The following is a 13,176-nucleotide window of genomic DNA, read 5'->3' on the forward strand; positions in this document are numbered from 1 at the left end:
GTGTGAGGGCGAGCAAACCCTATCCCGCCAAGTGAGGCCAGCCTAGCCTTACTTGAAAACTTTCCCTCGTCCGGGCCGAGTTGACCGAAACGCCAACCCACCTGGTCCGGGACTTATTTCACGGGTACGTCGCTCAGCGGTTCGAGCCGGACGTGCGCCCGTCCGATCGGCACGATGAGCGGCCGGTCGCCGACCGGATCGTCGATCACCTTGGCCTGCAGCCCGAAGGCCTCGCGCAGCAGCTCGGCGGTGATCACCTCACGCGGATGGCCCTGCGCCAGGATCGAACCCGCGCGCATCACGATGAGGTTGTCGCTGTAGCGCGTGGCGAGGTTGAGATCGTGCAGCACCATGACCACTGTGCACCCGGACTCGTGCAGGTCGTCCACCAGGTCGAGCACGTCGATGGCGTGCGCGAGGTCCAGATAGGTGGTCGGCTCGTCCAGCAGCAGCAGGTCGGTGCCCTGGGCCAGGGTCATCGAGATCCAGACACGCTGGCGCTGGCCACCGGAGAGCGAGTCCACCGTCCGGTCGGCCAGATCGGCCACTCCGGTCATGGCCAGGGCGCGCTCCACGACACCGGCGTCGTCCGAGGACCACTGCCGCAGCCAGCTCTGGTGGGGATGCCGTCCCCGGGCCACCAGGTCGCCCACCGTGAGCCCCTCTGGCGCCACGGGCGCCTGCGGAAGCAGACCGAGCTTCTTGGCCACGTCCCTGGTCCGCAGCCGGGCGATGTCCTCGCCGTCCAGCACGACCGTCCCGCCGGCCGGTTTGAGCAGCCGCGTCAGAGTCCGCAACAGGGTCGATTTTCCACAGCCGTTGGGGCCGATGATGGTGGTGACCACGCCTGGCGGGATCTCCACGTCGAGATCGTCGATGACCGCCCGGCCGCCGTAGCCGACGGTGACGCCTCTCGCCGCCAGCCGGGAGACGGCCCCGGCGCCGGTCCGGGTCTCGGTGATGAACTGCGCGACCACAAGCACCCCTTGATTTAGGCTCACCTAACCTTATTGCCTCGGACGGGAGTTCGCCTCGGGGCCTCGCGCGCGGATCACCGGCGGAGGTTCGCCCGTACCAGCAGGTAGACGAGGAACGGACCGCCGATCGCGGCGGTGACCACGCCGACCGGAAGGGTGACCGGCAGCGCCGTCCGTGCGATCAGGTCCGAACCGATCAGCAGCAGCGCCCCCAGCACGCCTGAGGCCACCATCGGCGGCGTCGGACACCTCGCCAGCCGCATCGCCACTTGCGGCGCCACCAGCGCGACGAACGGCACGGGTCCCGCAGCGCTCACCGCCACCGCCGCCAGCAGCACCGCGCACAGCAGGAGGACGGCCCGCACCCTGGTGTACCGGACACCCAGCCCGGCCGCCACATCGTCGCCGAGGTGCATCGGCTTGAACGGGAACGCGGCGGTGGCCACCACGACGAGCAGGACCAGCGAGCCCCAGAACGCGATCTCGACCTCGTTCCACGACCGGCCGTCCAGCGAACCGACCAGCCACGCCTGCGCCCGGGCCACGTCCCTGATGTCGGCCGACACCAGCAGCCAGGTCGTGATCGCCTGCATCACGGCGCTCACCGAGATGCCGATGAGGATGAGCCGGAAGCCGTCGACCCCGCGCCGCCACGCCAGGAAGTAGACCAGCAGCCCGGTGCCGAGGCCGCCCAGCAGCGCCGCCGCCGAGAGCCCCACCGAGCCGACGACCGCCGCGGCGGCCCCACCGGACACCGTCACCAGGAACACCGCGACGGCACTGGCACCGCTGGTGATCCCGAGGATGTCGGGGCTGGCGAGCGGATTGCGCGCGACGGACTGCGTGATCGCACCGGAGACGCCCAGCGCGATGCCCACGACGAGTCCGGCCAGCGCGCGCGGCATCCGCAGGTCCATGACGACGAACGCGTCGACCGGTTCGCCCTGGCCGAGCAGCGTGGCGATCACCCGCGACAGGCCGATCGGGAAGTCCCCGACGGCGATGGAGAGGCAGAACACCAGGAAGGCGGCGGCCGCCAGCACCAGCGTGACCAGGACCAGCCAGGGCCGCCAGACGAACGACACCCGGCCGACCCGGATGCCCGGCGCCAGCGCGGCTTTCGTCCCCGTCCCGCTCACAGCCGTCCCGCTCATCTCTGTTCCACTCATGCGCTCTTGAACTTTCCACGCCAGACGAGAACCGCGAAGAACGGAGCGCCGAGGAGGGCGACCACGACACCGGGTTCCAGCTCACCGGGGCGTACCACCAGGCGCCCCACGATGTCGCAGACCAGCAGGACGACCGCGCCGAGCAGACCCGCGTACGGCACCAGCCAGCGGTAGTCGGGACCCGTCAGGTACCGGGCCACATGGGCGACCATCAGCCCGAGAAAGGCGATCGGCCCGCACGCCGCCGTGGCCGCGCCCGCCAGCAGGGTGATGGCGACGATGCCGACGGCCCGGCTGAGCACGATGTTCACGCCTAGGCCGCGCGCCACGTCGTCGCCGAGGTTGAGCAGGTTGAGGGAGGGCAGCGTGGACAGCGCCAGGACGAGCCCGACGCCGATGAACCCGCTCACCGGCCAGATGACGTCGAACCCCACCCCGGCCACGGAGCCCGCGTTCCAGAACCGCAGCGCGTTCAGCGACTTCTGGTCGGTCAGCGCGACCGCGGTGGTCATCGCCATCAGGAAGACCGTGATGCCCTGCCCGGCCAGGGCGAGCGTCAGTGGATTGCCCGCTCCCCTGCCGATGCTCGCCAGCCCGAAGACGACGACTCCGGCGATGGCCGCCCCCGCGAAGGCGAACCAGACGTACTGGAACGGGTCGGTGAACCCGAAGACGGCGATCGCGCTCACCACGGCGAACGAGGCACCGGTGTTCACGCCCAACAGCCCGGTGTCGGCGATGGGGTTACGTGTGTACCCCTGGATCAGCGCACCGCCGACGCCCAGCGCGATCCCCGCCACGACCGCGAGGACGGTCCGGGGCACCCGGACCGTCTCCACGATCAGCCGGATCTCGGTCAGCCGCTGATCGGCCTCCGGCACGGCGGACAGCCCGTACCAGACCTCGGCGGGGCTGAGCGCCCGCGCTCCGACGGCCAGCGACAGGGCCGCGGCGAGCGCGAGAACCGCCCCCAGCGTGCCCAAACCCACAACCCGCCCGCGGCGGACCTCTGTTGCACCCCTGGGCACGGGGCGCTCGACTGCAGTCGTGCTCATATGGACGTACGTTATCCCTCTGGAGCCACCGGAACTCGTGGTCGGCCGGGCGCGGACGGGGCGCACTTGCGACGGTGCGCCCGCAGGGCCGCTAGGAGGTGCCGACGGTGCTGCCCGTGATGGGACGGGCCTCGTCGGAGGTGGACTTGACGCCGCGGTCGAGCAGGGAGTCCAGGATCTCGCCGACGCGTATCGCGGTGTTGGACAGCAGGGACGTCGTGATGCCGTGCGTGTGCTCCGTACCGCCCTGCAGATAGATGCCGGCGCCCAGAGCGGGGTCGGTGGCGATGCGGTAGTCGCGCTCGACCCGGACGCGGCCCTCGTCGTCGAGCAGGCAGCGGTCGGCGACCTCACCGAGGAGGCCCAGCGGGTCGGCGGGGCTGTAGCCGGTGGCGAAGACGACGATATCGGCGTCCAGAGGTGTCTCCTCGCCCGTGATGAGGGACTTCACGGTGGTGCGTACGCTGTCGGGCCGCTCCTCGACTGCGGTGACCCGGGAGACGTTGAGGAAGCGCAGCCGCTCGGTGCCGAGGACCTTCTCCCGGTACATCTGGCGGTACAGGTCGTCGATCAGGTCGATGTCCACCACGGAGTAGTTGGTGTTCCCGTGATAGGCCATCAGCTGGCTCTTGACGCTGTCGGGTGCGGCGAAGTAGTCGTCGACCGCGCCGGGGTCGAAGATCCGGTTGGCGAAGCTGCTGTCGTCGGCGGGGCTGTAGCCGTAACGGGAGAAGACCGCGCAGACCTCGGCACCGGGGAAGCGGCGGTGCAGGTAGGCGACGTTCTCGGCGGCGCTCTGCCCGGCGCCCACGACCACGAACCGCGAGGGCGAGGTGCCCTCCAGGCCGTCGACCTTGCGCAGCAGATCGGAGTTGTGCCAGACCCGGTCGCCGCGCCGTACGCCTTCCGGCAGGAGGGGCCGCAGCCCGGTGCCGATGACGAGGTTGCGGGCCCGGTGCACTTCGAGACCGCCGCCCGACCGGACAGTCACGTCCAGGTACTCCACGGTGCCGTCGTGGACGTACGGCGTCACGGAGACGACCTCGTGTCCGTAGGAGACCATGTCGTCGACCTTGGCCGCGGCCCACTCGAAGTAGTCGTGGAACTCCACGCGGAGCGGGAAGAGGTTCTTGTGGTTGATGAAGTCGATGAGCCGGTCCCTGCTCTGCAGATAGCAGAGGAAGCTGTACTCGCTGGCCGGGTTCCGGAGCGTCACCAGGTCCTTGAGGAAGGAGACCTGCATCGTGGCGTCGTCGATCAGCATGCCGCGGTGCCAGCCGAAGCTCTGCTGCTGCTCGAAGAAGCGAGCGGTGACCGGCGCCTGCCCGCCGACGCGCGTGTTGTGCTCTCTGAGCGCGATCGCCATGGCCACATTGGAGGGGCCGAAGCCGATTCCGATGAGGTCGTGGACCAGTGGTGCGTCGCCAGGATGAACCTGTGACATGTCACTCCCATCGTGCGGGAAAGCCGCCTGTCAGGCGCGCGGGGGACGGTAGGGCGGACGGGCACGCCGACAGAGCGCACCCACCCGAACTTAGGTGAGCCTAAGCTCATTCGATCGATGCTGTCGATAGGGCCAGGCAGATATCCGGAGACTGAAACTCCGTCAACTGAGGCTCCGAGCAGCCGCGTTATCGAACGAGGTGAGCCATTAGTCACCGAATGTGACCCGCCCCACGCTCCGGGCACCCGGTGCCGCCTTCGGTCCTGGGCAGGCCCTAGAGTGCGGGAGTGCCCTCGTACAGCATTGGCCAGGCCGCAGAGCTGCTGGCCGTGAGTCCGGAAACCGTTCGCCGCTGGGCGGACAGTGGTCACCTCGCGATGGACCGGGGCAGCTCGGGCAACCGGGTGATCGACGGTGTCAGCCTGGCGGCCTTCGCCACGGAACGGGCGGCGGGCCTCCATCCGGTGCCCGACGGCGGAGCTCTGACGTCGGTACGGAACTCGTTCGCCGGGATCGTCACCGCTGTCACGATGGACGACATCGTGGCCCAGGTGGAGATCCAGTCGGGTCCGCACCGGCTCGTTTCGCTGATCAGCCGCGAGTCCGTGGAGGAACTCGGCCTGGAGGTGGGCGTGCTGGCGACGGCACGGGTCAAGTCGACCAACGTACACATCGACCGTCCTGGGTATCAGGGCTGATTCGCGCCCGGGCCGATGCACCGCGTTCACCAGCGCCTCGAAGAGCAGACATGAGGAAGAACATCGGCGGTGGCTCACAGAAGCGAGGCTGAATCCGGATATCGCCTCGCAGGGACGCTTCGGCGGAACGGTTCCTGGGCATACCTCCCTGGCAGCCGCCGCGCGGGCCGTCCGACGGAGGATTCGATGAGCCGACCCGGTACGTCACACCGCACGCCCGCCACCCGGCTCGCGTCGCTCGCGGTACTGGGCGATGTCGGCCGGCCCGCCACCCTGACCGTGCGCGACCTGCGCGAGGGATGGGAGCAGCACCGGGCGGAGGTCGTCTTCGACTGCGCCACCAGCGGGCCGCAGCGGCACGCGTTCGAGGGCCCTCTGCTGCGGGAGGTCGCGCTCGACGCGCGCCCGCTCTTCGACGCCCGCCGCCGCAAGGACCGGTCGCGCTTCGCGCTGACGGTCTCCGGTGGCGACGGGCACCACACCGTCCTGGCCTGGGCGGAGATCGACGCCGACTTCGGCGACGCGCCCGTGCTGCTGGCCACCCGGATGGACGGCGAGGACCTGGACACGGCCGGCAGCCAACTGGTGGTGCCCGTCGACCGGTGCGGGGCGCGCTACATCAGCGCCATCACCCGGGTCTGGGTCGGAGCATGGCCGCGGCTGAACTGAACCGCGCCGCAGGGAATCTATGCGGCCGTAACCAGGGTCTCCTTTCGGCCCCCTTCTCACACGCCGGAGCCGGGAAGTGTGCGTGAGGCGTCATCGCGCTCGACATCACCCGGGATCCGACGTGACCACGCACAACGCCTTCATCATGAGCGACACCGACAACGGTGACCGGGTGGGTCACCGGTCGCCGTCCTTCCTGCCCTGGCACCGCAGATTCCTCATACAGTTCGAGCAGGCGCTCCAGACCGTCGATCCGTCCGTCGCGCTGCCCTACTGGGACTGGACGGTGGACCGTACCGTCGCGGCCTCGCTGTGGGCACCCGACTTCCTCGGAGGCACCGGACGCGCCAGGGACGGGCAGGTGGCCGAGGGGCCGTTCGCGATGAGCGGCGGCAGATGGCCGGTCACGGTGACGGTTGACGGGCGCGGCTTCCTCCGCCGCGCGCTCGGGTCCGGCGTTCCGCAGTTGCCGACCCGTTCGGAGGTCGACGCGGTCCTCGCCATGCCCATCTACGACTCCGCGCCGTGGAACAGCGCCTCGGACGGGTTCCGCAACCACCTCGAAGGCTGGCGCGGCGTCAATCTCCACAACCGGGTGCACGTGTGGGTCGGAGGCCAGACGGCCACCGGCGCCTCGCCCAACGACCCGGTCTTCTGGCTGCACCACGCGTTCATCGACCGGCTCTGGGCGCAGTGGCAGGCACGCCACCCCCGCTCCGCCTACCTGCCGGCCGCGCGTACGAGGAACGTCGTGAGCGTCGACGACGTCATGCGGCCGTGGAACGACGTGACACCTGCCGACATGATGGATCACACGGCGCACTACACCTTCGACACCATGGCGTAGCGCGGCGGCGGGTTCTGGGCCGGCCTGCTGGGATCCGTACGCCGTCACGCCGACGAGCACCGGAGTCCCGCCGCAGGTCGGCCCGTTAGGGTCGGGAGCATGACATCGATCCTTGACGGCGCCCTGGACGGCTCCCTGGACGGCAGCGCCTTCGACTCGCTGCGCCGCGACGCGATGGCCGACCAGGAGGCGCTGCGCCGGGCCTACGAACTCCCCGGCGCCGCCGCCGTACGCAAGCAGATGACCGAACTCACCGAACAGACACGTCGGTTGATCGGCTGTTCCTCGCTGGTCCTGGTCGCCAGCGCGGACGCCGAGGGCAACTGTGACGTCTCTCCTCGCGGCGGCCCCGCCGGGTTCGTCTCGGTCCTGGACGCACGGACGGTGGCGATACCGGACGCGACCGGCAACAAGCGGCTGGACACCCTGCAGAACGTCATCGCCACCGGACGGGCCGGGCTGCTGTTCTTCGTCCCGGGGCGCACCACCACGCTCAGGGTGAACGGCCGGGCCTGCGTGTCCACCCGGCCGGAGCTGCTGGCGCAGCTGACCGCCGTGGGCAAGCCGCCGGCCAGTGCGCTGGTGGTGGGCATCGAGGAGGTCTACCCGCACTGCCCCAAGTCGCTTCTGCGCAGCGGTGCTTGGAAGCCGGAGCAGTGGCTGCCGGCGGACGCCCAGCCGACCTCGGCCGAGGTGACGCTGGCCCAACTGCGGATGCCGGAGCTGACGATCGCCGACATCGAGCGGGTGGAGGCCGAGTCGCTGAAGTACCGGTACGAGTAAGGGCGGCGGCGTCGCCGAAGTACCGGTAGGAGTGACGGGCGGCGGCGCCTGGCGGAGGTGCCGTACACGGTCCGCGATCCGGTTCACACGTGGCGTCGGTCAGGTCAGTTCGCGGAAGCCCCATCGGCTGTCGCCCACGTTCCGCAGGCCGATGCGGGCCGTCGGGTCGTGCTGGTCGTAGAGCAGGGCGTGGATGTCGGTGAGGACGGGGAAGGCCGCGGAGCAGTAGCCGTGGCCGAGCAGGGAGACGTCGATCGGAGCGGCGTCGATCACGTTCACCCCGGCCGGAGGCGGTGACACCTCGTCCAGTACGGCGAGTCGGCCGTGGGCCTCGTACATCACCCGGAGCGCGAGGCTGAGGCTGCCCATCTCGATGTCCTTGCTGGGGACATCGTCGTCGACGGCGTGCACGGCCTCCCGGCTCACCTCCACGGCCTCGGCGAGCGCGGCCGGGTCTCCCGTGCTCTCGTACGTCATACGGAGCGCGAGCCCTAGGTGGGCCAGGTGCGGGCCGCGGCGCGGGTGGCCCTCCGGGGTGATCGTCAGCGAGGCCCGGCCCACCGTCACGCTCTCGGCCAGCGCCTTGGGATCCGAGGCCATTTCGTAGCGGTCCTGGAGCGCGGTGCTCAGCGCCGACAGCACCCGGGCCCGTAGCCGCTGGCCCACCGAGGCCGAGCCCGAGGCCTCGCGCATCAGGCCGATCGACTCGTCGAGAGCCGCGAGGTCGTCCTTCTCCGCCGCGTACTTCTGCAGGGCGAGCGCGAGGCCGTACGCGTAGCCGTCGTCCGCCGACCCCTCACGCAGGCCGCCTCGGAGCACGTCGATCGACTCACGCAGGACGCCGAGGTCGTAGCTCTGGTCGTAGAGACGGCTCAGCGGGAGTCCGAGCGTGCCGCCGCGGGTGTGGCGGTCGGCCGGGGAGGCGGTGGCGTAGGCGGTACGTAACAGGTCGACGGCCAGAGCCAGTTGGGCGACGTCGCCGGTACGGTCGAACTCGCCCCAGTGGGAGAGCGCACGCTCGTAGTCGTTCATATGCCGCAGCAGCATAGAGCGCGGGACGGAAGCGCACCGCCCTTTCGGACGTCATGCCATCCGCGCGAGCGCCGAGGCGGCCGGGCCGCAGAGACCGCCGGGAAGCCTCACCGGGCCGGACTGCCGGGCCGGATCAGGGCACACACCGAAGTGTTGACGGTGCATACATCGGACGCTACCTTCGGGTGGACGCATCCGGCGTGACCGTGCAGCCGCGCAACCCGGCACCGGAGTAACGGAGTTGCGACCCACCCCCGCCTCCCCTCCCACCCAGGAGACACAGCAGCACATGGACTCTCCCCTCGCCACCGTCCTGCTCCCGCTCGCTCTCGCCGTCATCATGTTCGGACTGGGCCTGTCCCTGACCGCCGACGACTTCCGCCGGGTGCGGCGGCATCCACGCGCCGTCGTCGTGGCGCTGCTCTGCCAGGCGCTGCTCCTGCCCGCCGCGTGCTTCGGCCTGGTCATCGCCTTCGACCTCTCCCCCGTACTCGCCGTGGGCATGATGCTGCTCGCGGCCTCTCCCGGTGGGACGACGGCCAACCTCTTCAGCCACCTCTTCGGCGGCGACGTGGCGCTGAACGTCACGCTCACGGCGATCAACGCGGTGGTGGCCGTCGTAACGCTGCCGATCATCACCAACCTCGCCCTGCTCCACTTCGAGCCGGGCATCGGGCAGGACGGCCTGGGGTTGCAGTTCGGCAAGGTGCTGCAGGTCTTCGCGCTGGTGCTCGCGCCGGTGGCGATCGGGCTGATCGTGCGCAGCCGGTCGGAGGCGTTCGCGCGGCGTATGGACCGCCCGGTGCGCCTTCTGTCGGTCGTCGTCCTCGTCGCGGTGATCGCCGGCGCCGTGGCGGCCGAGCGGAGCAACATCGCCGGCTACCTCGTAAACGCGGGGCCGGTGGCACTTCTCTTCTGTGTGCTGAGCCTGGCCACGGGGTACTTCGTGCCGCACTGGGCGCGCGTCGGCAAACGGCAGGCGATCGCCTGTTCCATGGAGATCGGCGTGCACAACAGCGCGGTAGCCATGACGCTGGCGATCAGCGTCCTCGGCAGCGTCGGCCTGGCGGTGCCCGCCGCCGTCTACGGCGTACTCGCCTATCCCGTCGCGGCGCTCGCCGGGCTGCTGATGACCCGCCTCGGCAGCCCTGCGAGCGCCACGGAGGAGGCCGTACCGGCGGGCTGACCCGAGGGGCGCGGCCCGGAGCGGGGCCCGCCAGACGCGGCCCGGAGCAGGAGCCCGCCGGGCGCGCCCACCCTGATCGATACGACCTCATGGCGCCTCCCCTCCGCCCCTCCGCACGGCGTGCCGCAGCCCACACCGCTCTATGTTTACGGCGATTACATCCGCCAGCTAATGTGAGTGGTGCACACATTGCGAGCGATCAAGAGGGAAGGGAATCCGAGTGACCGGCGAGCTGTTCTCACCGCTGCACCTGCGCTCCGGACAGGTACTGACGAACCGGATCGCGAAGGCGGCCATGGAGGAGAACATGGCCGGCGCGGGCCAACTCCCCGACGACCAGCTGTTCACGCTGTACCGGCACTGGGCGGCCGGTGGCACCGGACTGCTGATCACCGGCAATGTCATGGTCCACGCCGAGGCGCTGACCGGCCCCGCCGGTGTCGTACTCGACGAGAACGCGCCGCTCCAGCCGTTCACCGAGTGGGCCGAGGCCGGCAAGTCCGGCGGCGGCGCGCTGTGGATGCAGATCAACCACCCCGGCCGCCAGGTCGCCTCCGACATGCCCGGCGTCGTCTGGGGACCGTCCGACATCGGCGTCGACCTCGGCAGGCACAGCGGCCGGTTCGGCCGGCCCACCGCCATGAGCGCGCGGCAGATCGAGGAGACCGTGGCCCGGTACGCGGTGACCGCGCGCCGGGCCGAGGAAGCCGGCTTCGACGGGGTCGAGATCCATGCCGCGCACGGCTACCTGCTGTCGCAGTTCCTCTCGCCGCTGGTCAACAAGCGCTCGGACCGGTGGGGCGGACCGCTGGAGAACCGCGCCCGGATGCTGCTCGACATCGTCGCCGCCGTACGGGCCGCCGTCTCCCCTTCGTTCGCGGTCGCGGTGAAGCTCAACTCCGCCGACTTCCAGCGCGGCGGGTTCGACGCCGACGACGCCCGCCAGGTCATCGAGATGCTCGAACCGCTCGGCGTCGACCTGGTCGAGCTCTCCGGCGGCAGCTACGAGAGCCCGGCGATGACCGGCCGCTCCACCGACACCCGGGCCCAGGCGCGCGAGGCGTACTTCCTGGACCTGGCCGAGGACCTGGTGAAGACCAGCCCGCTCCCCCTGATGCTCACCGGCGGCATCACCAGCCGCCGGACCGCCGAGCGGGTTCTCGACAGCGGCGTGGCGGTCGTCGGCATGGGCACCGCGCTCGCCGTCACCCCGGACCTGCCCCACCGCTGGCGCCGGGGCGGCGAGGCCGACCGGCAGATGCGGCCGGTGACCTGGTCGGACAAGGCCCTCGCCTCCGCCGCGAGCATGGCCCAGGTGCGCCGCCAGATGCGCCGTCTCGCCCGGGGCAGCAGCCCCAGGCCCGGTACGCATCCGGCGATCGCGCTGGTCTCCGAACAGCGCAGGCAGCGCACCGCACTGCGCCGCTACCGATCCTGGCTGGCGGCGTCCCGCAGCGCGGCCTCCCGAACTTCTACGACAGGGACTCCACCGCCCGGCTGACCCTGCTCGCGCCGTCCCGCGCCATCCGCGCCCGGCTGCCCGAGGAGCCGGCACTGTCGGCCGCCACGCCGAAGCAGACCGCGCACCCCAGCGGTGAGCGCGTCTCCTCCCTCACCTCGTACACGTCGAGCGCCGGCGCCCGGCACTCCACCTTCAGCCAGACCAACGTGCTCAACGCCGGTACGACGCGCGGCAGGAGCGGCATCGGCCTTCAGGTCGGCGAAGGCCGCCCGGTTTCTTCTGCCTCCGCGATCCCCTAAGATGTATACAACGTTCACATCAGGGAGGAGATGTGGACCATGGCGAACACAGGGAGCTCTGCCGATGGCCCGGACCAGCACGTACCACCACGGTGATCTCCGCGCCGCCTGCCTCCGTGCCGCGCGCGAGCTCCTGGAGGAGGACGGCAGCGCCGGTCTCTCGCTGCGCGCGGTGGCCCGGCGCGCCGGGGTGTCGGCGACGGCCCCCTACCGCCACTACGCCGACCGCGAGGCGCTCGTCTCGGCGGTGGCGGCCGAGGGGTACCGCGAGCTCGCCGGATCCCTGGCGCAGGCCCATCCCGCGCCGTCGACGCCCGACGAACTCGCCGCCGTCGCCGTCGCCTACGTACGGTTCGCGCTGGAGCACCCGGCCCTGTTCCGGGCGATGTTCGCGGAGCCGTGCGACCCGACCAGCGAGGAACGGGTCGCCGCGACCGAGGCCATAGCGCAGTACGTCCGCACCATCGTCGCCGCCACCTTCCCCGGCGTGGACGCGGACGCGCTGTCGACGACGGTCTGGGCCCTCGTCCACGGCCTCGCGTTCCTGCACCTCGACGGCAAACTCGACTCCTCCACCCCCGAAGTCGTCACCGCCCAGGTCAACGGGGCCGTACACGCACTGTTCAGCGCCTCTTCGGCGATGTCCCGTACGGCAGCGGCCGCTCATCCGACGGCTCGACCAAAGAAGCCGAACGCCGCCGCCAACAGTTCGGCCTCCGTCTCCTCGTAAGGGAGGTAGATGCCGAGCTGGTCCTCCAGGAACCGCAGGAACGCCACAACACCCGCCTCGGTCCCGTCGTGGACGAAGCCGAGCGACACCTCCGCCGGAACACCGCTCAGCAGGTGGGACAGGCCCGGCTCGAACCATGTCACCACCTGTCCGTGGAGGCCGTAGCCGACGTGGCTGGAGCCCCTCGCGTTGCGATGCACCACGAACGCCCGCCCGCGCTCGGACAGCTCCGCGATGCGGGTGTCCGTACAGCAGCCGAACTCCTCCAGCGCGTATGCCCAGCCCGCCACCGAGCCCGCGCGGACGATGGTCTCCGGCGGGGTCGGCAGGAAGCCTCCGCTCGTCAGCCGGCCGACCGCCGCCGTGTCCTCCCAGTCCAGGAAGTCCAGGTCGCTGATGTGGTCGCTCTCGTCCCTCAGCAGCAGGCTGTACGCCGCGAAGCGGGTCAGCGGGACGATGTGACGCTCCTCGGCACCTACGCGGCGCAGCAGTTCGACCGGTGAGAGCCCCTCGCCGAGCGTGAGCGTGAAGCTGATGTCGTAGGCGTCCGCTATCCAGCGCAGCCCGTTCTCGCCCGATCCCCGGTCCATGAGGCCCCCCTGCCCGCCGGCCCGTCACGATGACGCGCTCGCGGGCAGAACCTGTCGCGGTTCCGTGCGGGCCGGCCCTCCGCGCGTTGTCCTCCCCCTGCCGCATCCGGCTCGCGTGGTCGCCGGGCGGCTGCTCCGCGGGGAGGCCGGGTGCGGCGGGCGCGGTGCCGCTCTGTACCGGGCGATGTACGCCGCTGCCTCGGCCGGTGACATAGGACACCGTCGTCACACGGGA

General features: G+C 70.7%; 13 protein-coding genes and 1 pseudogene. 8 read left to right on the forward strand and 6 right to left on the reverse strand.

Annotation, left to right across the window (positions count from 1 at the left end):
• Positions 1 to 113: 113 nt before the first annotated feature.
• From ACIRR8_RS19775 to ACIRR8_RS19790, 4 genes are all read right to left on the reverse strand, one after another.
• The gene (locus ACIRR8_RS19775) at positions 114 to 977 is read right to left on the reverse strand and encodes an ABC transporter ATP-binding protein (RefSeq protein ID WP_404066220.1); all 864 of its coding nucleotides are present in this window, start codon (positions 975 to 977) and stop codon (positions 114 to 116) included.
• Between the two features lie 74 nt (positions 978 to 1,051).
• Positions 1,052 to 2,131, reverse strand: a complete 1,080-nt coding sequence (locus ACIRR8_RS19780; RefSeq protein WP_404066222.1) for a FecCD family ABC transporter permease — start codon at positions 2,129 to 2,131, stop codon at positions 1,052 to 1,054.
• A gap of 11 nt (positions 2,132 to 2,142) precedes the next feature.
• Complete coding sequence (locus ACIRR8_RS19785; RefSeq protein ID WP_404066225.1) at positions 2,143 to 3,201, reverse strand: FecCD family ABC transporter permease; 1,059 nt, start codon at positions 3,199 to 3,201, stop codon at positions 2,143 to 2,145.
• 91 nt (positions 3,202 to 3,292) lie between these two features.
• A complete protein-coding gene (locus ACIRR8_RS19790; RefSeq protein WP_404066227.1) occupies positions 3,293 to 4,645 on the reverse strand; it encodes a lysine N(6)-hydroxylase/L-ornithine N(5)-oxygenase family protein in 1,353 nt (450 codons plus the stop codon).
• A 287-nt stretch (positions 4,646 to 4,932) separates the two neighbouring features.
• Between ACIRR8_RS19790 and ACIRR8_RS19795 the strand changes: the two genes are divergently transcribed.
• From ACIRR8_RS19795 to ACIRR8_RS19810, 4 genes are all read left to right on the forward strand, one after another.
• Positions 4,933 to 5,343 (forward strand): molybdopterin-binding protein, encoded by a 411-nt coding sequence (locus ACIRR8_RS19795; RefSeq protein ID WP_404066229.1) that lies wholly within the window; start codon positions 4,933 to 4,935, stop codon positions 5,341 to 5,343.
• Positions 5,344 to 5,529: 186 nt separating this feature from the next.
• Positions 5,530 to 6,012: a molybdopterin-dependent oxidoreductase gene (locus tag ACIRR8_RS19800; protein WP_404066232.1), complete on the forward strand. Its 483-nt coding sequence runs from the start codon at positions 5,530 to 5,532 to the stop codon at positions 6,010 to 6,012.
• Between the two features lie 121 nt (positions 6,013 to 6,133).
• Positions 6,134 to 6,859, forward strand: a complete 726-nt coding sequence (locus ACIRR8_RS19805; protein ID WP_404066235.1) for a tyrosinase family protein — start codon at positions 6,134 to 6,136, stop codon at positions 6,857 to 6,859.
• Positions 6,860 to 6,958: 99 nt separating this feature from the next.
• A complete protein-coding gene (locus ACIRR8_RS19810; RefSeq protein WP_404066237.1) occupies positions 6,959 to 7,642 on the forward strand; it encodes an MSMEG_1061 family FMN-dependent PPOX-type flavoprotein in 684 nt (227 codons plus the stop codon).
• Positions 7,643 to 7,741: 99 nt separating this feature from the next.
• Here the strand turns inward: ACIRR8_RS19810 and ACIRR8_RS19815 are convergent, their stop codons facing one another.
• Positions 7,742 to 8,674, reverse strand: coding sequence for a hypothetical protein (locus tag ACIRR8_RS19815; RefSeq protein ID WP_404066240.1), 933 nt, complete (start codon positions 8,672 to 8,674; stop codon positions 7,742 to 7,744).
• A 289-nt stretch (positions 8,675 to 8,963) separates the two neighbouring features.
• Here ACIRR8_RS19815 and ACIRR8_RS19820 point away from each other — a divergent pair, with 289 nt between their 5' ends.
• From ACIRR8_RS19820 to ACIRR8_RS19835, 4 genes and pseudogenes are all read left to right on the forward strand, one after another.
• A complete protein-coding gene (locus ACIRR8_RS19820) occupies positions 8,964 to 9,860 on the forward strand; it encodes a bile acid:sodium symporter family protein (protein ID WP_404066243.1) in 897 nt (298 codons plus the stop codon).
• A 220-nt stretch (positions 9,861 to 10,080) separates the two neighbouring features.
• The gene (locus ACIRR8_RS19825) at positions 10,081 to 11,361 is read left to right on the forward strand and encodes an NADH:flavin oxidoreductase/NADH oxidase family protein (protein ID WP_404066245.1); all 1,281 of its coding nucleotides are present in this window, start codon (positions 10,081 to 10,083) and stop codon (positions 11,359 to 11,361) included.
• Between the two features lie 50 nt (positions 11,362 to 11,411).
• Positions 11,412 to 11,591, forward strand: a pseudogene (locus ACIRR8_RS19830) (acetoacetate decarboxylase); the annotation flags it as partial.
• 94 nt (positions 11,592 to 11,685) lie between these two features.
• Positions 11,686 to 12,351, forward strand: coding sequence for a TetR/AcrR family transcriptional regulator (locus tag ACIRR8_RS19835; protein WP_404066248.1), 666 nt, complete (start codon positions 11,686 to 11,688; stop codon positions 12,349 to 12,351).
• Here the strand turns inward: ACIRR8_RS19835 and ACIRR8_RS19840 are convergent.
• Complete coding sequence (locus ACIRR8_RS19840; protein ID WP_404066251.1) at positions 12,285 to 12,941, reverse strand: hypothetical protein; 657 nt, start codon at positions 12,939 to 12,941, stop codon at positions 12,285 to 12,287. The genes ACIRR8_RS19835 and ACIRR8_RS19840 overlap by 67 nt on opposite strands.
• Between the last annotated feature and the right edge of the window lie 235 nt (positions 12,942 to 13,176).

It is taken from the genome of Streptomyces sp. NPDC101178, assembly GCF_044767965.1.
Taxonomy (GTDB): domain Bacteria; phylum Actinomycetota; class Actinomycetes; order Streptomycetales; family Streptomycetaceae; genus Streptomyces.